This window comes from Microbacterium sp. C5A9, from assembly GCF_022627955.1.
In the GTDB taxonomy this organism is placed as follows: Bacteria; Actinomycetota; Actinomycetes; order Actinomycetales; family Microbacteriaceae; genus Microbacterium.
In genome coordinates, this window is record NZ_JABXGD010000012.1 from 1 (window position 1) to 21,122 (window position 21,122).

General features: G+C 69.5%; 19 protein-coding genes, 1 tRNA gene and 1 pseudogene. 15 read left to right on the forward strand and 6 right to left on the reverse strand.

Annotated features, from left to right (window positions below; all coding sequences use genetic code 11):
• The 9 genes and pseudogenes from HWD99_RS18120 to HWD99_RS18160 all read left to right on the forward strand — a co-directional run.
• Window positions 1–1,164 (forward strand): annotated as a pseudogene (locus HWD99_RS18120) (DNA polymerase III subunit gamma and tau); the annotation flags it as partial.
• Window positions 1,164–1,757 (forward strand): recombination mediator RecR, encoded by a 594-nt coding sequence (gene recR, locus HWD99_RS18125; protein WP_241797591.1) that lies wholly within the window; start codon window positions 1,164–1,166, stop codon window positions 1,755–1,757. The pseudogene HWD99_RS18120 and the gene recR, both read left to right, overlap by 1 nt.
• Window positions 1,754–2,683 carry a DMT family transporter gene (locus HWD99_RS18130; protein ID WP_241797592.1) on the forward strand — a complete coding sequence of 310 codons (930 nt, stop codon included), beginning with the start codon at window positions 1,754–1,756 and terminating at the stop codon, window positions 2,681–2,683. Before recR ends, HWD99_RS18130 begins: the two co-directional genes overlap by 4 nt.
• A 213-nt stretch (window positions 2,684–2,896) precedes the next feature.
• Window positions 2,897–4,186 (forward strand): aspartate kinase, encoded by a 1,290-nt coding sequence (locus tag HWD99_RS18135; RefSeq protein WP_241797593.1) that lies wholly within the window; start codon window positions 2,897–2,899, stop codon window positions 4,184–4,186.
• Between the two features lie 175 nt (window positions 4,187–4,361).
• Entirely contained in the window at window positions 4,362–5,426 is a 1,065-nt protein-coding gene (locus tag HWD99_RS18140; protein WP_241797594.1) for an aspartate-semialdehyde dehydrogenase, read from the forward strand.
• 88 nt (window positions 5,427–5,514) lie between these two features.
• Window positions 5,515–6,984, forward strand: coding sequence for a malate:quinone oxidoreductase (locus tag HWD99_RS18145; RefSeq protein WP_308220748.1), 1,470 nt, complete (start codon window positions 5,515–5,517; stop codon window positions 6,982–6,984).
• Window positions 6,985–6,991: 7 nt separating this feature from the next.
• On the forward strand, window positions 6,992–7,603 hold the full coding sequence (locus tag HWD99_RS18150; protein WP_241797595.1) for a thymidine kinase: 612 nt from the start codon (window positions 6,992–6,994) through the stop codon (window positions 7,601–7,603).
• Window positions 7,604–7,772: 169 nt separating this feature from the next.
• A complete protein-coding gene (locus HWD99_RS18155) occupies window positions 7,773–8,513 on the forward strand; it encodes a FadR/GntR family transcriptional regulator (protein WP_241797596.1) in 741 nt (246 codons plus the stop codon).
• 10 nt (window positions 8,514–8,523) lie between these two features.
• Window positions 8,524–9,783, forward strand: coding sequence for an alpha-hydroxy acid oxidase (locus tag HWD99_RS18160; RefSeq protein WP_241797597.1), 1,260 nt, complete (start codon window positions 8,524–8,526; stop codon window positions 9,781–9,783).
• A gap of 3 nt (window positions 9,784–9,786) precedes the next feature.
• Here the strand turns inward: HWD99_RS18160 and HWD99_RS18165 are convergent, their stop codons facing one another.
• The 5 genes from HWD99_RS18165 to HWD99_RS18185 form a co-directional block, all read right to left on the reverse strand.
• Entirely contained in the window at window positions 9,787–10,632 is an 846-nt protein-coding gene (locus HWD99_RS18165) for a DUF1295 domain-containing protein (RefSeq protein ID WP_241797598.1), read from the reverse strand.
• A gap of 116 nt (window positions 10,633–10,748) precedes the next feature.
• Entirely contained in the window at window positions 10,749–11,504 is a 756-nt protein-coding gene (locus HWD99_RS18170) for an HAD-IIB family hydrolase (RefSeq protein WP_241797599.1), read from the reverse strand.
• A gap of 84 nt (window positions 11,505–11,588) precedes the next feature.
• Window positions 11,589–11,665: transfer RNA gene (locus HWD99_RS18175), tRNA-Pro, on the reverse strand.
• Window positions 11,666–11,718: 53 nt separating this feature from the next.
• Complete coding sequence (locus HWD99_RS18180; RefSeq protein WP_241797600.1) at window positions 11,719–12,651, reverse strand: metallophosphoesterase; 933 nt, start codon at window positions 12,649–12,651, stop codon at window positions 11,719–11,721.
• Window positions 12,648–15,209: a penicillin-binding protein gene (locus tag HWD99_RS18185; RefSeq protein ID WP_241797601.1), complete on the reverse strand. Its 2,562-nt coding sequence runs from the start codon at window positions 15,207–15,209 to the stop codon at window positions 12,648–12,650. Before HWD99_RS18185 ends, HWD99_RS18180 begins: the two co-directional genes overlap by 4 nt.
• A 79-nt stretch (window positions 15,210–15,288) precedes the next feature.
• Between HWD99_RS18185 and HWD99_RS18190 the strand changes: the two genes are divergently transcribed.
• On the forward strand, window positions 15,289–15,513 hold the full coding sequence (locus tag HWD99_RS18190) for a DUF4177 domain-containing protein (RefSeq protein ID WP_241797602.1): 225 nt from the start codon (window positions 15,289–15,291) through the stop codon (window positions 15,511–15,513).
• Window positions 15,510–15,968 (forward strand): RidA family protein, encoded by a 459-nt coding sequence (locus HWD99_RS18195; protein WP_241797603.1) that lies wholly within the window; start codon window positions 15,510–15,512, stop codon window positions 15,966–15,968. Before HWD99_RS18190 ends, HWD99_RS18195 begins: the two co-directional genes overlap by 4 nt.
• 66 nt (window positions 15,969–16,034) lie before the next feature.
• Here HWD99_RS18195 and acs read toward each other — a convergent pair whose 3' ends face one another.
• Window positions 16,035–18,002, reverse strand: a complete 1,968-nt coding sequence (gene acs, locus HWD99_RS18200; RefSeq protein WP_241797604.1) for an acetate--CoA ligase — start codon at window positions 18,000–18,002, stop codon at window positions 16,035–16,037.
• Between the two features lie 413 nt (window positions 18,003–18,415).
• Here acs and HWD99_RS18205 point away from each other — a divergent pair, with 413 nt between their 5' ends.
• The 4 genes from HWD99_RS18205 (at window position 18,416) to HWD99_RS18220 (ending at window position 20,993) form a co-directional block, all read left to right on the forward strand.
• Window positions 18,416–19,429 (forward strand): TadA family conjugal transfer-associated ATPase, encoded by a 1,014-nt coding sequence (locus HWD99_RS18205; protein ID WP_241797605.1) that lies wholly within the window; start codon window positions 18,416–18,418, stop codon window positions 19,427–19,429.
• Window positions 19,426–20,337, forward strand: coding sequence for a type II secretion system F family protein (locus HWD99_RS18210; protein WP_241797606.1), 912 nt, complete (start codon window positions 19,426–19,428; stop codon window positions 20,335–20,337). The genes HWD99_RS18205 and HWD99_RS18210 overlap by 4 nt, the downstream gene beginning before the upstream one ends.
• Before the next feature lie 96 nt (window positions 20,338–20,433).
• Complete coding sequence (locus tag HWD99_RS18215; protein ID WP_241797607.1) at window positions 20,434–20,649, forward strand: DUF4244 domain-containing protein; 216 nt, start codon at window positions 20,434–20,436, stop codon at window positions 20,647–20,649.
• Window positions 20,649–20,993 (forward strand): TadE family type IV pilus minor pilin, encoded by a 345-nt coding sequence (locus HWD99_RS18220; RefSeq protein ID WP_241797608.1) that lies wholly within the window; start codon window positions 20,649–20,651, stop codon window positions 20,991–20,993. Before HWD99_RS18215 ends, HWD99_RS18220 begins: the two co-directional genes overlap by 1 nt.
• Window positions 20,994–21,122 lie beyond the last annotated feature (129 nt).

The window sequence follows — 21,122 nt, forward strand, 5'->3', positions numbered from 1 at the left end:
GCCGCGCCGTCCGCAGCCGCGCCGTCCGCAGCTGAGCCCTCCGCAGCCGCGCCGGCCGCTGAGCCGGTGGCCGCACCGACGGCGGCCTCCGCTCCCGCCGAGGCCGCGTCTGCTCCCGAGAGCACCGACATCGCGGCAGAGTCGGTCCCGACCGACTCCCCGGGCCTGGTGGCCGCGGATGTCGCCGAGGCGGTCGAGGTCGCCGCGGCGATGGCCGAGTCCGACGCACCGTCCCCCGCCCCTCCCGCCGGGCCGGTCACCTTCGAGCGCATCACGTCGTCCTGGCCGGGCGTCCTCAAGCGTCTCGAAGGGCTCAGCCGCACCTCGTGGCTGCTGGCGACCGCCGTCCAGCCGCTCGCGTACGACACCGAGTCCGAGGTGCTGACGCTCGGCTTCACGAGCCAGCACGACGTCGCGAAGTTCAAGGGCACGACACCGGGGGCCGGGCCGTCCGACCATCTGCGGATGGCCATCGAGCACGAGGTCGGCGTCAAGGTCAAGTACCGTCCCGCGCCCATGCCCGCCGGAGGGGCGCCGCGACAGCCGTCGTCGCCCTCGGCCGGCGCTCCGGCCGCCGACGCTCCCGCATCGGAGCCTGCGTCAGCGGGTTCGCCCCGACCACAGACCCGCAGCGCCTCCCCGGCGTCCGTGACCGAGTGGGCGGTGGCTCCGATCCCGGCGTCGATCGAACCCGTCCCGGCGCCGACGTCGGCGCCCGCATCGGCACCGGCAGCTGCGGCGACGGTCGCATCGCCGAGCGCGACATCGCCGAGCGCGACATCGCCGAGCGCGACACCGCCGGTCGCTGCTACGCCGACCGCATCCGCACCCTCCGCGCCGCCCGGTCAGGCCCCGATCGACCGTGACGAGCCGCCGTACCCGCCCGACGACGAGCCGCCGTACTACGACGACGAGCCGCCGTACGACCCCGCGTACGAGCCGGCTCCTGCATCCGCATCCGCATCCGGCCGACCGGCATCCGCATCCGGCCGACCCGCACCCGCGGCGGCTCCGACGAAGAAGGCGGCACCCGCCGCGCCGACCATCACCGAGCGCACCCCGGCCGGGGGAGTGCAGCGCTACGGTGAGGCCGTGATCCGACAGGTGCTCGGCGCGACATTCCTGCGCGAAGAGCCCTACGAGCCCCCGACGAGGTTCTCCTGATGTATGACGGCATCGTCCAGGAACTGATCGACGAGTTCGGCCGTCTGCCCGGCATCGGGCCGAAGTCCGCTCAGCGCATCGCGTTCCACATCCTGCAGACGCCGACGTTCGACGTCGCGCGTCTCTCCGAGCTGCTCGTCGAGATCCGTGTGCGGGTGCGCTTCTGCGAGATCTGCGGCAACGTCGCCGAGCAGGAGCGCTGCGCCATCTGCCGAGACCCGCGCCGCAACGCGACGCTGATCTGCGTGGTCGAAGACGCGAAGGACGTGGCCGCCATCGAGCGCACCCGCGAGTTCCGCGGCCTGTACCACGTGCTCGGCGGGGCGATCAGTCCGATCGCCGGCATCGGACCCGACGACCTGCGCATCGCTCAGCTCATGACGCGTCTGGCCGACGGCACGGTGCAGGAGGTCATCCTGGCGACGAACCCGAATCTCGAGGGCGAAGCCACCGCCAGCTACCTCAGCCGCCTGCTGACCACCATGCAGATCACCGTGTCGCGACTCGCCTCCGGCCTGCCTGTCGGCGGCGACCTCGAGTACGCCGACGAGGTCACGCTCGGTCGGGCGTTCGAGGGCCGGCGCGTGTTGTGAGCGCACAGGCCGGCTTCTCGCGTCGCGGCTGGCTTCTGTTCGGTGCCATGGCGCTCCTGTGGGGAGTGCCGTACCTGTTCATCAGCGTGGCGGTCGAGTCGATCTCACCGCCCGCGATCGTCGCCGGACGCACTCTGATCGCCGCCCTCCTGCTGCTGCCGTTCGCGATCCGCGGAGGCGCATTGCGCCAGGCGCTGACGATGTGGCCCTGGGTGCTCGCCTTCGGCGCGATCGAGATGGCCGGACCCTTCGTGCTGCTCGGGCACGCGGAGATGACGCTGCCGTCCGGCATGACCGGTCTGCTCGTCGCCACCGTGCCCCTGTTCGCCGCTCTCATCGCTCTGGGCGGTGGCGATCGGGCCGTACTGCGCCCCGCCAGGGCGATCGGCCTGCTGGTCGGATTCCTCGGCGTCGCGATCGTCGTCGCCGGACCCGGACTGTTCGGCGGCGAGGTCAGCCTGCTCGCCGCGGGAGAGGTGCTGCTCGTCGCGATCCTCTACGCGATCGCGCCGTTCATCGTCGCCCGCAAGCTCGCCGAGGTGCCGTCGCTGGGCACGATCACCCTGTCGCTGCTCATGATCGGCGTCATCTACCTGCCGATCGGTCTGCTCACACAGCATGAGGTCCCGACCGTTCCGTCGCTCGCCGCGCTCGTCGCCCTCGCCGTGATCTGCACGGCTGTCGCGTTCCTCGCGTTCTTCGCGCTGATCCGCGAGGTCGGCCCGGTCCGCGCCCCGCTGTTCACCTACGTCAATCCCGTCGTCGCGATCCTCCTCGGCGCGCTCGTGCTCGCCGAGCCGCTCACCCCGGGACTGCTGATCGGATTCCCGCTCATCATCGTCGGATGCTGGTTCGCCGCCACGGGAGGGCGCCTGCGCCCACCGGCATCCGCTCCCTCTCCTCTCCCGATCCCGCCTGCCCTCTGAATCGCCCCCGGAACCAGTCGCTCTCGACTGTCGAGCACGGCTTCGGATGCCGCGGCCGCCACGCCCGGGCATCCGCCCGGCCATCGGGGCGGCCTGTGCGCGGCTCCCAAGCCGTACCCGCGCGGGTGGCGTCCCGTCACATGCGACGTGAGGCATACGCGGCGATCGTAGAATGAGCGTGGGCGGATCCGCCCGACATCCCAGGGAGTGAACGTGGCCCTCATCGTGCAGAAGTACGGCGGCTCGTCTGTCGCCGACGCAGAGAGCATCAAGCGCGTCGCCAAGCGCATCGTCGACACGCGTCGCGCAGGGCACGACGTCGTCGTCGCCGTGAGCGCCATGGGCGACACGACCGACGAGCTGCTCGACCTCGCGAACGAGGTCGCGCCGATCCCCGCTCCACGTGAGCTCGACATGCTGCTCTCGAGCGGTGAGCGCATCTCGATGGCGCTGCTCGCCATGGCGATCCACTCGATGGGCTTCGAGGCGCGCTCGTTCACGGGCAGCCAGGCGGGCATGATCACCGACTCGCACCACGGTGCGGCGCGCATCGTCGATGTGACCCCTGTGCGGCTGCGCGAGGCGCTCGACGAGGGCGCGATCGTCATCGTCGCCGGGTTCCAGGGGTTCAACCGCGACACCCGCGACATCACGACGCTCGGTCGTGGCGGCTCCGACACGACCGCTGTCGCCCTCGCGGCCGCGCTCGGCGCAGACGTCTGCGAGATCTACAGCGACGTCGACGGCATCTTCACCTCCGACCCGCGCGTCATCCCCAAGGCGCAGAAGCTCGATCACATCTCCAGCGAGGAGATGCTCGAACTCGCCGCGAACGGCGCCAAGGTGCTCTACATCCGCGCCGTCGAGTACGCACGCCGACACGGCGTCCTCATCCACGCCCGTTCGACGTTCTCGTCGTCCGAGGGCACCTACGTTCTGGGCGAGGGCATGAAGAACCCCCGCGAAGCAGAGGGAGCAGCAGCCATGGAAGAACCGATCGTCGCCGGTGTCGCCACCGACTTCGGCCAGGCCAAGATCACCGTCGCCGGTGTGCCCGATGTGCCGGGCAAGGCCGCCGAGATCTTCAAGATCGTCGCGAAGTCCGGCGCGAACGTCGACATGATCGTGCAGAACGTGTCGGCAGCCTCGACGGGTCGCACCGACATCTCGTTCACGGTGCCCAAGGCGGATGCCGCCGCGGCCCTCAAGGCGCTCGCGGCCGAGCAGTCCGAGGTGGGCTTCGAGAACCTGGTGCACGACGACCAGATCGGCAAGCTCTCGGTCGTCGGCGCCGGAATGCGCACGCACTCGGGCGTCTCGGCGATCCTCTTCGAGGCGCTGTCGGCCGGTGGCATCAACATCGAGATGATCTCGACCTCCGAGATCCGCATCTCGGTCGTGCTGCGCGACACCGACCTCGCCGAGGCCGCACGCACCGTGCACTCGGCCTACGGTCTCGACGGCGAGAGCGACGCGACCGTCCACGCCGGCACCGGCCGCTGACCTCCGTACGGACGGCCGGTCTCGCCTCGCCCTGCTGACGGTCCGACCGGTCTCCGACCACCGGGCGGCGCGATAGACTCACCGAAACCCTGACATCGGCGCCAGGCGCGGCATCCGCATCCCGACGCCGCGCCCGAAGCCTCTCTTGCACTACTGCACGACGCCAAGGAACATCATGACCCGCATCTCCGACTCAGGACTCTCCGTCGCCATCGTGGGCGCCACCGGCCAGGTGGGCACCGTCATGCGCGAGATTCTCGCCGAGAGGTCCTTCCCGATCCGCGAGCTGCGCCTGTTCTCCTCGGCGCGCTCCGCGGGCACCGCGATCGAGTTCGGCGGCGCGACCGTCATCGTCGAAGACGTCGAGTCCGCGGATGCGGCCGGCATCGACATCGCTCTCTTCTCGGCCGGTGCGACCGCGAGCCGCGCGTATGCGCCGCGGTTCGCCGAGGCCGGAGCGGTCGTCGTCGACAACTCCAGCGCGTGGCGCAACGACCCCGAGGTCCCTCTCGTCGTCAGCGAGGTCAACCCGCACGCGATCGATGACCGCCCTCGCGGCATCATCGCGAACCCGAACTGCACGACCATGGCCGCGATGCCGGTGCTCAAGGCGCTCGACGCCGAGGCAGGCCTCGAGCGTCTCATCGTCTCGACCTACCAGGCCGTCTCCGGCTCCGGACTCGCCGGCGCGCAGGAGCTGCTGGGCCAGGTCGAGGGCGTTCTCGCCCAGGGCGACACCCTGCGCCTCGTGCACGACGGCTCGTCGATCGACTTCCCGGCGCCCGAGAAGTACGTCGCCCCGATCGCGTTCGACGTGATCCCCTTCGCCGGCAACCTCGTCGACGACGGCCAGAACGAGACCGACGAGGAGAAGAAGCTCCGCAACGAGAGCCGCAAGATCCTCGAGCTCCCTGACCTCCGTGTCGCGGGCACGTGCGTGCGCGTCCCCGTCTTCACCGGTCACTCTCTCTCGATCAACGTCGAGTTCGCCCGCGACATCACTCCGGAGCGCGCGACCGAGGTGCTCAGCATCGCTCCTGGCGTGGTCCTCGACGAGGTGCCGACCCCGCTCCAGGCCGCCGGCAAGGACCCGAGCTTCGTGGGTCGCATCCGCGCCGACCAGTCCGCTCCCGAGAACAAGGGCCTCGTGCTGTTCATCAGCAACGACAACCTGCGCAAGGGCGCCGCACTCAACGCCGTGCAGATCGCGGAGATCCTCGCCGAGCGCCTCGCGTCATAGCCGGAGCGCATCTCCGCGATGCGGAACCGGTCTGATCGGGCCGGTCCCCGTGGTCGGTCGTGTCGTGACCTCGAACTAGACTGTTCCGGTGACCGAAAACGTCGATGTCGTCTTGATCGGTGGTGGCATCATGAGCGCCACCCTGGGTACTCTGCTGCACGAACTGCAGCCGGATTGGAAGATCGTCGCATTCGAGCGACTCTCCGATGTGGCGCAGGAATCCTCGAACCCCTGGAACAACGCGGGAACGGGTCATGCGGCACTCTGCGAGCTGAACTACATGCCGCAGCAGAAGGGCGCGCCGCTCGACCCGGCAAAGGCCGTCTCGATCAACGAGCAGTTCCAGCAGAGCCGTCAGTTCTGGTCGTCGCTCGTCGACCGGGGAGTGCTCGACGAGCCGTCGACGTTCATCAATGCCACGCCGCACATGACGTTCGTGCGCGGTGAGAAGGACGTCGCGTACCTCAAGGACCGCTACGAGGTGCTCAAGAAGCAGCCCCTCTTCGACGGCATCGAGTACAGCGAGGACTCGCGCGTCATCAACACCTGGGCGCCGCTTCTCATGCAGCAGCGTCGCAAGGGCGAGCCGTTCGCCGCGACCCGCGTGCCCGCCGGCACCGACGTCGACTTCGGCGCGCTGACCCACCAGCTCTTCGATCACCTGACCTCGTCGGGCGTCGCGTTGCGCACCAACCACGAGGTGCGCTCGCTGAAGAAGCAGAAGGACGGCTGGCTGGTCAAGTACCGCACCACGGTCGGCCGCACCCCCAACGAGATCAAGGCGCGTTTCGTCTTCGTCGGTGCCGGCGGCTGGGCGCTCAAGCTGCTGCAGCGGTCGGGCATCCCCGAGATCAAGGGCTACGGCGTCTTCCCGATCGGCGGACAGTTCCTCAAGACCTCCGACCCGAAGATCGTCGCCCAGCACAAGGCCAAGGTCTACTCGCAGGCGTCGGTCGGCGCCCCTCCCATGTCGGTGCCGCACCTCGACACCCGTGTGGTCGACGGCGAGGCCTCGCTCATGTTCGGGCCGTTCGCGACGTTCAGCCCCAAGTTCCTCAAGAACGGGTCGATGCTCGACCTCGTGACCCAGGTGCGCCCGCACAACCTGTGGCCCATGCTGCGCGTCGCGTTCGCGAATCCCGACCTCATCACGTACCTGGTCGGCGAGCTGCTCAAGAACCACGGCAAGAAGGTCGACAGTCTGCGTACGTTCATGCCCACCGCGAAGGACGAGGACTGGACCCTCATCAACGCCGGGCAGCGTGCTCAGGTCATGAAGAAGGATGCGAAGAAGGGCGGCGTCCTGCAGTTCGGCACCGAGGTCGTCGCTGCGGCTGACGGCTCGATCGCGGGTCTGCTCGGCGCGTCCCCGGGAGCGTCCACGGCTGTGCCGATCATGCTCGACCTGCTCAAGAAGTGCTTCCCCGAGCAGTACCCGGGCTGGGAGCCCGAGCTGCGCGAGCTGATCCCGACGTTCGGCAAGTCCCTCAACACCGATGCCGCTCTCGCCGAGAAGTCCACGGCGGCCACGGCCGCCACGCTGGGTATCAACGAGTAACGCGCCGGTGGCGAAGCTCTACTTCCGCTACGGAGCGATGAACTCCGGAAAGTCCACCTCGCTGCTGCAGGCGGCGTACAACTACGAGGAGCGCGGCCAGCACGTGCTGCTCGCGAAGCCCGCGATCGACACCAAGGGCGCATCGCAGATCGACAGCAGGCTCGGCATGACCCGGGACGTCGACTTCCTCATCGGGGCGGACGACGACGCGCGGTCGCTCTTCGCCGCGCACAGCCGCGATTCGGACATCGCGTGCCTGCTCATCGACGAGGCGCAGTTCCTGACGGCGCCGCAGGTCGATGACCTGTTCCGCATCGCGATCGAAGACGGCATCCCGGTGCTCGCGTACGGCATCCGCAACGACTTCCTCACGCACGCCTTCCCCGGGTCGGCCCGGTTGCTCGCGATCGCGCACTCGCTCGAAGAGCTCAAGACCATCTGCCGCTGCGGGCGCAAAGCCGTGTTCAACGGTCGGGTCGTCGGCGGCCGCTTCGTGTTCGACGGCGACCAGGTCGCCATAGACGAAGGGGCCGACGGCACTGTCGCACCCGAACTGACGACCTACGAGTCGCTCTGCGGCGCCTGCTATCTGCAGGAGTCCGGCGGACGCCTGGGCTAGGCCCACCGCCCTCGACACACCCCGCCCGCGCCGCCCCGGCCCTCGCCGTCGCCACCGTGCGGCCGTTCCGTCGTGCCGGGATTGCGTGGTCTGACCACACGCGCTACTGTGGTCAGACCACAGGCGCGTCGAACGTCCGCGCCGGATCCGAACGCGACGAGGAGAGCGGATGCCCGAGCAGCCGGCACGCGCGTGGCGTCTCGTGCTCGAGCATATCGAGCGCGACCTGCTCGACGGGCGCATCGGGCCGGGGGACAGGCTCCCCTCCGAACGCGACCTGTCGGCCGATCTCGGCGTCGGCCGGTCGAGCGTCCGCGAGGCGCTGCGGGTGCTCGAGGTCATGGGCCTGATCCGCACGTCCACGGGATCGGGGCCGCAGTCCGGCGCGATCGTGATCTCGACGCCCACCGGAGGCATGTCGACGCTCCTGAGGCTCCAGGTGGCCGCTCGCGGCTTCCCGCTCGAAGACGTCGTGCAGACCCGTCTGCTCCTCGAGGACGCGGTCGCCGCGACGCTCGCCGGTCGAGCAGAGCGAGACCTGACGGCGGCTCACCGCGTGCTCGATGCGATGGACGTCGAGGGGCTGACGCCGGCGGAATTCCTCGCGCTCGACGCCGAGCTGCATCTCGCCCTCGCCGACTCCAGCGGCAACACCGTGGTCGCGGCGATGATGGCAGGACTCCGCACCGCCATCGAGTCCTATGTGCAGGAGGGCGCTGCGGCCGTCGCCGATTGGGCGTCGATGGCCGACGGTCTGCGTGCCGAGCACCGGGCCATCGTCGGTGCGATCGATGCGGGCGATGCGGATGCCGCTCGCGCGCTCGTCCGCGCGCACATCACCGGCTACTACGAACGAACCGGGTCCCTGAGCCTGCAACAGGGTGCCCGTTCTCCACGAACGACCGACTGAAAGGACAGCCATGGTCCAGCGCCAGCTCCCCAACCCCGTCGAGCTCCTCGAGCTCATGCAGTTCAAGAAGCCGCAGCTCGACGGTAAGAAGCGTCGCCTCGACGGCGCGCTCACCATCGACGACCTGCGCACGATCGCCAAGCGCCGCACGCCGAAGGCGGCGTTCGACTACACCGACGGCGCCGCCGAGGGTGAGCTGTCGCTCACGCGCGCCCGCCAGGCGTTCCAGGACGTCGAGTTCCACCCCGGCATCCTCCGGCCCGCCCCCGACGTCGACACCTCGGTCGACATCCTCGGCGGCCCCTCCGCGCTGCCGTTCGGCATCGCGCCGACCGGCTTCACCCGGCTGATGCAGACCGAGGGTGAGGTCGCCGGTGCCGGTGCCGCTGCCGCTGCCGGCATCCCGTTCACCCTGTCGACGCTCGGCACGACCTCGATCGAGGGCGTGAAGGCCGCCAACCCGCACGGGCGCAACTGGTTCCAGCTGTACGTCATGCGCGACCGGGAGATCTCCTACGAACTCACCCGCCGCGCCGCCGCTGCCGGGTTCGACACTCTGCAGTTCACGGTCGACACCCCGGTCGCCGGCGCTCGCCTGCGCGACAAGCGCAACGGCTTCAGCATCCCGCCGCAGCTGACGCTCGGCACGATCATCAACGCGATCCCGCGGCCGTGGTGGTGGTATGACTTCCTCACGACGCCGAAGCTCGAGTTCGCGTCGCTGAGCACCACGGGAGGCACGGTCGGCGAGCTCCTCGACGCGGCCATGGACCCGACGATCAGCTACGACGATCTCGCCGTGATCCGCGACATCTGGCCCGGCAAGATCGTCATCAAGGGGGTGCAGAACGTCGAGGACTCGGTGCGGCTGCGTGACGCGGGTGTCGACGGCATCGTGCTGTCGAACCACGGTGGGCGTCAGCTCGACCGCGCGCCGATCCCGTTCCACCTGCTGCCCGAGGTGCGCAAGGCCGTGGGCGACGACTTCACCGTCATGATCGACACCGGCATCATGAACGGCGCCGACATCGTCGCGGCGGTGGCGCTCGGCGCCGACTTCACGCTCATCGGTCGTGCGTACCTGTACGGGCTGATGGCGGGCGGGCGTGCCGGCGTCGACCGCACGATCGAGATCCTGCGCACCGAGATCGAGCGCACGATGCGCCTGCTCGGCGTGGCCTCTCTGGCCGAGCTCGAGCCTGCGCACGTGACCCAGCTCACCCGACTCGTCCCCGTCACGCGGGCGGCGTCCGACGTCGTCGTCGGCTGACGTTCACGCCGCGGACTCGACGGCCCGTCGAGTCCGCGGCGGCCACGGCACCAGCATCGAGGTCGTCCGGCGATACTCCGAGTACGCCGGGTACTTGGCAGCCGTGATCGACTCGGTGAAGATCGTCGAGCCGATGAAGAGGATGCTGAGCAGCACCGGGCCGACGATCGTGATGTTCAGCGCTCCGCCCACGACACCGGCGCCCGAGGCCACTGCGGCCGTCGCGCCGATCGCGTAGAGCGCCCACCACTGCGACTGCTCGAAGAAGAAGTTGGGGTGGCGGCTGTAGCGGAACAGCCCCTGGGTCGCGAACCCGGGGGAGAGGGTGCCGCCGGCGGCCTTCTTACGACGGTGGAACTCCCACTGCTGCTGATCCGCGACGGTCTCGCCGACGAGCAGCGCGAGGAACACGGCGGCGAACACGGCATCCGCGGCGGTCAGGGGGGCCGGATGCTGCAGAGCGACCTCGGCGGGCAGGGTGATGAGCACGAGCAGCGTCATCTGGTAGCCCACGATGAAGAGCAGGTTGAACAGCTGGAACTGCCAGGGCCGCATACGGCCGCGCAGGATGGCCCAGCGATAATCCTCCATGCCGGTGTACCCGCCCTTGCGGGCGAAGTTGAACGTCAGCCGCGCGCCCCAGGCGGTGACGAGCAGCGCCATGAGCACGAGCCGAGCGGCATCCTCACCGCTCGCGAGGGCGCCGGCGGCGAAGATCCACACATAGACGACCGGGACGATCGACCAGGCCCGGTCGACCCAGGAGGTGTCGCGAGTGATCAGCGACAGTATCCAGCACGCCGCACTCGCCACGGCTGCGGTCACGATGACGATCTGCAGGGGCTCCATGACGCCATGCTAGGGCGCGGGCGCGCGTGGGGCGAGCATCACCGCCCGGCGCTGCCGGCCGGCCTGTCTGTCGGCACCGTCTGTCGGCGCGACCGCCCGCGCGATCGCCGAGGATCTCAGAGCGTCTTGAGCAGGTCGTCGAGCTTGTCGGCGGTGTCTTCCCAGCCCTCGACGGCCACGGACGGCACACCGATGGCCCGCACGGGGTAGTCGTTGCCGCCCTCGTCGAGGCGATCGCCGTAGAAGAGCATCGATGCCAGCGGGATGCCGGTGCGCTCCGCGAGCTCTCGCATGCCGTAGGCCTTGTCGATGCCGGCCCGCGTGATGTCGATCGACGTCGAGCCGCCCGAGCGCACCTCGAGCCCGGGCAGGCGAGCCGCCACGGCATCCCTCAAAGCCTCGCGCTTGGCACCCGTCGGGTCCCAGTCGTGCTTGGCGTCGCGCGGGGCCTTCTGCCCGAGTGCCGAGAACGTGATCTGCGAGCCGCGGTCTTCGAGGATCTCACCCCACGGCTCGGCCTCCCACAGCCCCAGACGCTCGGCCTCCTCGCGCAGGGCGGTGAGCGCCGAGGACTTCTCGTCGTCGCTGAGGTCGTGGGCGTAGAGGGGGACGAAGTCGGAGCCGTCGTGCCGCAGGTAGCGCGTGCCGCAGGTCGGCAGCAGGTGCAGGCGGGCGACGGCGGCGGAATCGGCATCCGTCAGCTGCGCGATGACCTGCGAGCGGAACTGCTGCTCGTTGCCGCCCGAGATGATCGCGACGTCGACGCTGCGCAGCAGTGCGAGCAGCTGGGCGGCGATGCGGGGGCTGATGGCGCCCTTCGAGGGAGCGAGCGTGTCATCGAGGTCGAAGGCGACGAGGGCAGGCGAAGTCATGATGTTCCCAAGATACGGGGCGGATGCCGATGCAGCCCGCCGCTACAGAGAAGGCCGCCCGTGAGGGCGGCCTTCGTGTGTCACTGGTCGGGGTGACAGGATTTGAACCTGCGACCTCTTCGTCCCGAACGAAGCGCGCTACCAAGCTGCGCCACACCCCGTTTTGCAACCCTCCGAGTCTACAAGAGACGAGGGTCAAACAGCGAATCGAGACTCAGTCCCGCGGTGTCAGCGTGAGCAGAGTCGCCTCGGGGCGGCACGCGAAGCGCACCGGGGCGTAGATCGAGTGACCGCATCCGGCGCTGACGTTGAGCGGCACGGTGCGGCCGTCTGCGGTCCAGGTGCTGAGGCCCTTCGCCTGCTTCAGCGGGATGTCGCAGTTCGCGACGAGGGCGCCGTAGCCGGGCAGGCAGACCTGCCCACCATGCGTGTGCCCGCCGAAGATCGCCTCGGCGCCGAGACCGATGAAGCCGTCGAGCACGCGCTGGTAGGGCGCATGCGTCACGCCGAGTACCGAGGTACGAGCCTCGCGCGGGCCGAGTTCCGCGATCGCCGCAGGGAGGTCTTCCAGGCGGTCCCAGTCACGATGAGCGTCGCTCACGCCGAAGAAGTCGACCTGATTGCCGGCGACCGTCAGGCGCGCCGCGGTGTTGTTCAGCGTCGACCAGCCGAGCTCGTCGGTGAAGTACGAGTCCATCGCGTCGGTGTCGAGGGTCGAGACGGACTGATGCCTCTTCGAGGGCCCCATGAAGTACCGGAACGGATTGCGGGGCGAGGGCTCTGCGACGTCGTTCGAGCCGTGCACGAACACCCCGGGGATCCCGGCGAGCGGATCGAACGCCCGACGGATGCCCTCGAGTCCGTCGCGGTGCCCGAGGTTGTCTCCGGTGTTGACGACGAGGTCCGGCTTCAGCTGCGCGAGCGAGGCCAGCCAGTCCTGTTTGCGGTGCTGCCAGGGTGCCATGTGCGCGTCGGAGATGTGCAGGACCCGGATCGGAGCGGAGCCGGGGGCCAGCGCCGCCGCCGTCGCCTCGCGCACCGTGAACAGGTAGCGCTCGATGCCGATGCCCCAGACCGCTGCCGCCGCACCGACGGCCCCCACCGCGCCGAGCGCGATGAGGGCCGGGTGTGCTGTGCGAGCGGTCACTTGCAGGTGACCGTGATCGACGTGCTCTTGTTCGTCGCCGTGTTCGCAGCCGGGTTCGTGCTCTCGACGGTGGATCCCGGCGGGTTGCACGAGTTGTCGAACGAGATCGACGAGAAGCCGGCTCCGAAGAGCGCGTTCTGCGCGTTCGATTTCGACTGCCCTGTGATGTCGGGCACGGTGGCGGCCTGACCGTTGCTCGGCGAGATCGTCACCGTTGCGCCGTTCGCCGCCTGGCCGGCCGGGTCCTGCGCGACGATGACGTCGCCCTCGGGGCCGTCGACCGGTGCGCCCACGGTGACCTGGAAGCCCCGATCACGCAGCGCTTGCGTCGCGGCATCCACGGTCATGCCGACGACGTTCGGGACGTCGGTGAGGATCTGACGGCTGAGGTTGTTGTCCGGCGGCGGGAACGCCTCGCCACCGTAGAGGTCGTTCGCGGCGCGCTGCATCGTCCTGGCGAGCGTGTAGCGCATCGCGTTCAGGTCGGTGCCTCCCCAGCTCTGGCGGAGGATGCTCGCGGTTCCGGTGGACCGGCCGACCCACACCGAGGTGGTGACGTTGGTGCTGGACTCGATCATCATGGTTCCCCACGACTCGTGGGTTCCGGTCTTGCCGATCAGCGGGGTTCCGTCGTTCGTGTTCGCCCGGTTTCCCGTTCCGCCGCCGTTCATGACGCCCTGCAGCGCGAACGCCGCGGTCGCCGCGACCTCGGGCGAGATCACCTGCGAGCACTTCGGCTCGGGGATCGGGAGCTCGTTGCCGTTCGCGTCCAGCACGCGGTCGATCGCGCGCGGCTCGCAGTAGATGCCCTTGTTGGCGACCGTCGCGTAGGCGCCGGCCATGGCGAGAGGCGAGATGTACTTGGAGCCGAGGATGTCGTACGGCACCGGGGTGTCATCGGTGGTCTTGCCGCCGTTCGACAGAGTCACACCCATGCGGTCGGCGACCCCGTTGATCTCGCAGAGATCGAGCTTCTCCGCCATCGCGAGGTAGCCGCTGTTCAGCGAGTCGGCGGTGAACTTCAGGACATTGCCGGTGTAGCCGCCCTGATTGCCGAAGTTCTGGATCTTCGTGCGGTTCGTGATGCCGTCATCGCCGCACTTGAACTTGGTGAACACGCGGTTGTTCGCATTGAGCGTCTCCCGCACCGAGTGCCCGTTCTCGAGCCAGTCGATCAGCGTGAACAGCTTGTAGGTCGAGCCGACCGAGAAGCCGTTCGATCCACCGTGCGCCTTGTCGGTCGCGAAGACGAGGGCGCTGTAGGCCTGGTCGCCCTGGATCGTCTCGCTGAAGTTCGTGTTCTGGGTGATCGCGAGCACTCGACCGCTCTGCGTCTCGAGTGAGACACCCGCCGCCCCGAAGTACTGGTTGTCGTAGTTGGCGGGAACCGTCTCGAGCATCTCCGCCGCGGCGGCGTTCTGGATGTCGATGTTCATCGTCGAGTAGATCTTGAGGCCGCCCTGACGAAGCAGGTCGCGGCGGTCTTCCTCGGTCTCACCGAACGCCGGGTCCGTGAGCACGATCGACTTGACGTACTCGCAGAAGTACGCGCTGCGGGCGATGTTGACCGCCGAGGCGCATCCCTGGGTGGGCTGGCTGATCGCCGGGCCGATCGGCGAGGCATCCGCCTCGTCGTACTGCGCCTGCGTGATCTTGCCGTTCGCGAGCATGCGTTCGAGGACGTAGTGGCGGCGATCGGCCGTCTCCGCGTAGCCGTCGGCCTCGCTGTTGTGCGCGACGCCGTCTTTGTCCGTCCACGTGCCCTGGGGCAGGTCGATGCGGTACTGGTTGGGGTTCTGCACCATGCCGGCGATCGTGGCCGCCTGAGCGAGGGTCAGGTTCGCCGCGGTGGTCGAGAAGTAGTAGTTCGCCGCCGACTCGATGCCGTAGACCGTGCCGCCGAAGTTCGCGATGTTGAGGTAACCGAGAAGGATGTCGTTCTTCGAGTACTCCTTCTCGACCTGCAGCGCGAAGCGCATCTCCTGCAGCTTGCGCTCGACGCCCTTGGCTCCTTCGGCGTTGGTCGCGTCGAGCCAGCACTGCTGCAGGTCATCGGCATAGGTGCCCGAGGCGGGGTCCGCCTCCTGCTCGCACTCCTGGATCAGCACGTTCTTCACGTACTGCTGCGTGATGGTCGAGGCGCCGCGGTCGTCGGTGCCGCGAAGGTTGTCGACGAGGGCCTTGGCCGTCGCACCCACGTTGACACCGCCGTGGCTGAAGTAGTCCTTGTCCTCACTCGAGAGGATCGCGTCGTAGACGACGGGGTTGATCTGCTCGTAGGTCACCGGGATGCGGTTCTGCTCGTAGAACGATGCGAGCTCGACCTCGGACCCGTCCGATGCGGTCGCGACGATCGTCGACTGTTCCATCGGGCGGTTGACCTGGAGGTTCGCGGGGAGATCCTGGAAGATCGTCAGCGCCTGCGAGCCTGCGATGCCGGTCATGGCGAGGACCGGGGTGACGCTGGCCGCGACGAGGAGACCGGCGACGGCGCTCAGCCCGACGAGCCCGAGGACTCCGCCGAGCGCACCACTCACCGTGCGATTCTTTTGGGGCATACGCTTGATCGTAGGGGAGTTCCCTGAATACCGCCTTTGACGCATCTGCGAGGCGCGGATGCCGCCAGACAGGAGTGCCATGACCACGTGGGAATACCTCACCACGCCGCTGCTCATCCACAACACCGCCGCGATCCTCAACAACTGGGGTAAGCAGGGCTGGGAGCTCGTGCAGGTCGTGCAGGGCCCTGAAGGAGGTCTCGTCGCCTACTTCAAGCGCCCGGTGACGGCCGACGCCGCGGGCAACGCCGGCCTCGCCGCCGCCGCGCAGGCGTCGCGCCAGTTCGAGGGAGGGGCGGCGTGAGCCTCTCCGCGCGGCTGGCCGAGCTCGGCATCGATCTCCCCGTCGTCGCGGCGCCGGTCGCGGCATACGTGCCCGCCGTGGTGCACGCCGGACTCGTCTACACCTCGGGCCAGCTCCCGTTCACCGACGGAGCGCTGCCGGCCACCGGCAAGGTCGGCGCCGAGGTCTCTGCCGATGACGCGAACGCCTATGCGCGCACCTGCGCTCTGAACGCGCTCGCCGCGGCCGCCGACGCCGCCGGCGGAGTCGACAACATCGCCGGAGTGCTGCGGGTCGGCGGCTTCGTGGCATCCGTCCCCGAGTTCAGCGGACAGCCCGGCGTCATCAACGGCGCGAGCCTGGTGCTCGGCGAGATCTTCGGCGATGCCGGACGCCATGCCCGTGCCGCGGTCGGAGTGCCGGTGCTGCCGCTCGACAGCCCGGTCGAGGTCGAGGTCACGTTCATCCTCGCCTGAGCCCCGTCGTGCAGAACGGCCCCTCCCGGAATCAGGAGGGGCCGTTCTGCGTCGGTCCCGCGCGCCCTACTTCACCTGCGCCGAGATGATGCTCATGACCGCCGTGTCGGCGAGGGTCGTGGTGTCACCGACCTCGCGACCCTCGGCCACGTCGCGCAGCAGGCGGCGCATGATCTTGCCCGAGCGGGTCTTGGGCAGCTCGCCCACGATGTACACGTCGCGCGGACGCGCGATCGCGCCGATCTGCTCACCCACCCACTGACGCAGCTGCTGAGCGAGCCCGGCCGGGTCGTGCGCCGACAGGTAGCTCTCCTTGATGATGACGAAGGCCACCACCGCCTGGCCGGTCGTGTCGTCGGCCGCGCCGACGACAGCGGCCTCGGCCGTCGCCTCGTGCGCGACCAGCGAAGACTCGATCTCGGCCGTCGACAGGCGGTGCCCCGAGACGTTCATCACGTCGTCCACGCGTCCGAGCAGCCAGAGGTCGCCGTCCGTGTCGAGTCGCGCGCCGTCGCCCGCGAAGTAGTACCCCTGCTGCTCGAACTTCTCCCAGTACGTCTCCTTGTACCGCTCGGGGTCGCCCCAGATGCCGCGGAGCATGCTGGGCCACGGCTCGGTGACCACGAGCAGGCCGCCGTTGCCGTTGCCGACCTCGGTGCCCGTCTCATCGACCACGTCGATCGAGATCCCGGGCAGGGGCACCTGGGCGGAGCCCGGCTTGGTCGCGGTCACGCCGGGGAGCGCGGAGACCATGATCGCGCCGGTCTCGGTCTGCCACCAGGTGTCGACGATCGGGGTCTTCCCCGCGCCGATCACGTCGCGGTACCAGATCCACGCCTCGGGGTTGATGGGCTCGCCCACCGAGCCGAGCAGACGCAGCGACGACAGATCGAACGTCGCGGGCACGCTGCGGCCGATCTTCATGAAGGAGCGGATCGCGGTCGGCGCGGTGTAGAAGATCGAGACCTTGTACTTCTCGATGATCTCCCACCAGCGTCCGGGGTGCGGCGAGTCGGGTGTGCCCTCGTAGATCACCTGGGTCGCGCCGTTCGCCAGCGGGCCGTACGTGACGTAGCTGTGTCCGGTGATCCAGCCGATGTCGGCCGTGCACCAGTAGACATCGGTCTCGGGGTGCAGGTCGAACACGTACTTGTGCGAGTACGCGGCCTGGGTCAGGTAGCCGCCCGAAGTGTGCAGGATGCCCTTCGGCTTTCCCGTCGTTCCGGAGGTGTAGAGGATGAAGAGCGGGTTCTCGGCGGGGAACGCCCGGGCGGTGTGCTCGGACGAGGCGTTCGGCACCGCTTCGTGCCACCAGACGTCGCGCTCGGCGTTCCATTCGACCTCGTTCTCGCCGCGACGCACCACCAGCACGTGCTCGACGGTCTGCTGCTCTCCGTCGCCGCGGTCGGCGAGCGCCTGGTCGACGGCCGGCTTGAGCGCCGAGACGCGGCCCTTGCGATACCCGCCGTCGGCGGTGATCACGAGCTTGGCCCCGGCATCGTCGATCCGCGAACGGAGGCTGTCGGCGCTGAAACCGCCGAACACCACCGAGTGGATCGCTCCGACACGGGCGACGGCGAGCATCGAGGCGACGGCCTCGGGGATCATGGGCAGGTAGATGGCGACGCGGTCGCCGTGGCCGATTCCGAGGTCCTCGAGCACGTTCGCGACCCGCTTGACCTCGTCGGTCAGCTCCGCATAGGTGATGGTGCGGGAGTCGCCGGGCTCGCCTTCCCAGTGCAGGGCGACGCGATCGCCGTTGCCGGCCTCGACGTGGCGGTCGAGACAGTTGTAGGCGACGTTCAGCTCGCCGTCGTCGAACCACTTCGCGAACGGGGGCGTCGACCAGTCGAGCACCTGCGTGAACGGCTTGTGCCACTCGAGCAGGTCGCGCGACTGCTCGGCCCAGAACGCCTCTCGGTCGGCCGCCGCGCTCTCGTACAGCGCGGGGGAGGAGATCGACTGGGCGACGAACTCCTCGGAGGGCGGGAACTGGCGGGTCTCATCGAGAAGATGATCGATCTGGCTGCTCATCGGCAGACGCTCCTTTGCGGCATGGCAGGTCGTGCAGGCTGATCACGGGGGTGGCGTGATCAGGTCACGGCGAATCTAGTCTCGGCCGCCGACGTCGCATACTGCCGAAAGTCGGTACTCCTCCGGGTTTTGTCAGGACGGTCGCCTTGCGTACACTCGACGTCAGCCGAATACTCATTCCGGCCTTGGCGCGCCCGAATCCCCCGAAAGGGTGCGCCGCGGGCGGCATCTCATTCCCCCCGTGAGGTGCCGCCCATCCTCGTCTGGGAGCGCTCCCTGCGCACCGCCGTCGGAATGTGCCTGTTCCGCAGATCTCTCTGCACGTGTGCACCTGCGATCCGGTTGCTCACAGCCCGCGCGAGACGACACCCGAACACCGGTCATGCGCTGCGCCGCGCGCCTACCGTCGGGGCATGCCTGAATCCTTCGTCATCCGTCCGCGGGCGGCCGCACCCCACGTGGAGGGCGCTCCGGCGGTCGACGCCGACGCCCTCGCGATCGATCCGGCCTTCGGGCCGCTCGCCGAGCACTGCGCCGACCCCGAGGTCACCGACATCTTCGTCAACGGTGCGCACGGGCTCTTCGTCGACCGCGGGCACGGCACCGAGGCGGTGCCCGGCTGGACTGCCTCCGAGCGCGAGGTGCGCGATCTCGCCGTCGCGCTGGTCGGCCTCGGCGGACGGCACCTCGACGACCAGGCCCCCTGCGTCGACGTACGGCTCGATTCCGGCATCCGGGTGCACGCCGTGCTCGCCCCGGTGGCGACAGGGGGCAGCGCGCTGTCCATCAGAGTTCCCCGGGTGCGCGCCGCCGATCTCGACGCGCTCGCCGCTCTCGGCACCTTCGATGCCCGTCGTCACAGCTGGCTCCTGCAGCTCGTGCACGACCGCGCGAACATCCTCATCACGGGCGGCACGGGCACGGGGAAGACCACCCTGCTGTCTGCTCTGCTCTCTGCCGCGCCGGCGTCGGAGCGCATCGTCACGATCGAAGACGTCGCAGAGCTGAGACCGCGGCATCCGCACCATGTGGCTCTCGAAGCACGGCAGTCGAATCTCGAGGGGGCCGGCGGCATCAGCCTGGCGCGCCTCGTGCGCGAATCGCTGCGTATGCGCCCCGATCGGCTCGTGGTGGGTGAATGTCGCGGCGAGGAGGTGCGCGAGCTGTTGACGGCTCTCAACACGGGCCATGACGGGGGAGCAGGAACGCTGCACGCGAGCGGCCTGGCCGACGTGCCGGCGCGGATGGAGGCGCTGGGCGCGCTCGCCGGAATGGATGCCGCGGCGCTCGCGCGCCAGGTCGTCAGCGCCTTCACCGTGGTCCTGCACCTCGAGCGCGCGCCTGACGGGCGACGGCGGATCGCGCAGGCCGGCGAGTTCGGGTTGACGGGCGACCGCCTCTCGATCGCGGAGGTGCAGCCGTGGTGAGCGCGCGTCGCCATCGACGACGCGCGAACGGGAGTGCTGACGGCAGCGATGCCGATGCCGCGACGTCGGTGCAGACCCTCGCTGTGCTGCTGCAGGCCGGGGCCGTACCGCTGACGGCATGGCGCCATCTCGGAGACACGGGCGACGAGCATGCCGCCGCTGTCGTCGATCGAGTGGAGCAGGGGATGCCCCTGGTCGCGGCGATCGAATCCGAGGGTGGCGCGTGGCAGGACCTCGCGGCCGCCTGGGAGGTGGCCACCACCGTCGGTGCGCCGCTCGCCGAGGTGCTGCGCATGATCGCCGAGACCCTTCGCGATGCCGCCTCGGCCGCCGACGACGTGCGCATCGCGCTCGCCGAGCCCGCGGGCACGGCGCGGCTGCTGCTGTGGATGCCGTTCGCCGGCCTGCTGCTCGGATTCGCCCTCGGGTTCGACACGGTCTCCGTCGTGATCGGCAACCCGATCGGTGCGGGCTGCGTCGTGGCGGGAATGCTGCTCGTGGTCGCCGCTCGCCTGTGGACGGCGCGGCTGCTGCGCCGGGCGCGACCGAGGCCGGGTACCCCCGGCATGCAGGCCGAGCTCGTGGCCGTCGCGCTGTCCGGCGGCGCCTCGGTCGAGCGGGCTCTGCGCCTCGTCGACGACAGCCCCGCCTCGCGGCACGGCGATGCGACGCGCATCCGGTCGGTGCTCGATCTCTCCCGGGCGGCGGGTGTGCCCGCGGCCGAACTGCTTCGCGCCTCTGCGGCGCAGGACAGACATCGATCCCGGGTCGAGGGTCGTCTGCGGGCCGCGAAGCTGTCGACCCAGTTGCTCATCCCGCTCGGGGTGTGCACCCTTCCGGCGTTCCTGCTGCTCGGGGTCGCGCCGCTGCTGCTGAGCGTGCTGGCCTCGACGCCCCTGCCGCTCTGAGCGACCACCACCCGATGCGATTCCGCCGACGACCCCCGACCACCGGATGCCCGCGCATCCACACCGAGAGAGCCACACAGAGAAAGAAGGAATGCCATGAACAACACCGCGCGAAGGAACACGATCCCTCCGCTGACCGGCAGGCGAGCTGCATCGCTCTTCGCAGACGAGACCGGCGCGGCCACGGCAGAGTACGCCATCACGACGATGGCGGCGGTCGCGTTCGCAGGGCTGCTCGTCGTCATCATGAGATCGGACGAGGTCCGCGGCATCCTCACCGACCTCGTGCGCCGGGCGCTGACGGTGGCGTGATGCGCGACCGGGGAGACCGCGAGCGCGGATCCGTGGCCGCCGAGCTCGCGCTCGCACTCCCCGCGGTCGTGCTCACCCTTCTGCTCGGGGCCGGGGCGCTGGGAGCCGCCTCGCGGCAGGTCGCGCTGCAGGACTCGGCCGCCGATGCCGCGCGACTGCTCGGCAGGGGAGAGGATGTGGGACGGGCGTCCGGTGCGGTCGCGGGCGCGGTTCCCGGGGCGTCGATGTCGAGTGGCGTCTCGGGAGACCTGGTCTGTGTCACGGCCCGTGCCGACGTCTCCATCGGATCGGTCATCCGGCTGCCGCTGCAGGCGACGAGCTGCGCTCTCGCCGGAGGACTGTGATGCGGTCCTCCGAGAGAGGTGAGCGCTGATGGCGGGCTCGGCGCTCGCGGCAGGCGTGCTGTCGGTCGCTGCCGCGCTGCCCCTCGGGCTCGCCGCCGTCGGCGGGGCGGCCGTCACGGCGCAGCGCGC

Coding starts and splice junctions, on each gene's coding strand:
- HWD99_RS18220 (WP_241797608.1), top strand. CDS start 20,649: ATGCGCGACCGGGGAGACCGCGAGCGCGGATCCGTGGCCGCCGAGCTC.
- HWD99_RS18140 (WP_241797594.1), top strand. CDS start 4,362: ATGACCCGCATCTCCGACTCAGGACTCTCCGTCGCCATCGTGGGCGCC.
- recR (WP_241797591.1), top strand. CDS start 1,164: ATGTATGACGGCATCGTCCAGGAACTGATCGACGAGTTCGGCCGTCTG.
- HWD99_RS18215 (WP_241797607.1), top strand. CDS start 20,434: ATGAACAACACCGCGCGAAGGAACACGATCCCTCCGCTGACCGGCAGG.
- HWD99_RS18160 (WP_241797597.1), top strand. CDS start 8,524: ATGGTCCAGCGCCAGCTCCCCAACCCCGTCGAGCTCCTCGAGCTCATG.
- HWD99_RS18205 (WP_241797605.1), top strand. CDS start 18,416: ATGCCTGAATCCTTCGTCATCCGTCCGCGGGCGGCCGCACCCCACGTG.
- HWD99_RS18155 (WP_241797596.1), top strand. CDS start 7,773: ATGCCCGAGCAGCCGGCACGCGCGTGGCGTCTCGTGCTCGAGCATATC.
- acs (WP_241797604.1), bottom strand. CDS start 18,002: ATGAGCAGCCAGATCGATCATCTTCTCGATGAGACCCGCCAGTTCCCG.
- HWD99_RS18190 (WP_241797602.1), top strand. CDS start 15,289: ATGACCACGTGGGAATACCTCACCACGCCGCTGCTCATCCACAACACC.
- HWD99_RS18185 (WP_241797601.1), bottom strand. CDS start 15,209: ATGCCCCAAAAGAATCGCACGGTGAGTGGTGCGCTCGGCGGAGTCCTC.
- HWD99_RS18165 (WP_241797598.1), bottom strand. CDS start 10,632: ATGGAGCCCCTGCAGATCGTCATCGTGACCGCAGCCGTGGCGAGTGCG.
- HWD99_RS18170 (WP_241797599.1), bottom strand. CDS start 11,504: ATGACTTCGCCTGCCCTCGTCGCCTTCGACCTCGATGACACGCTCGCT.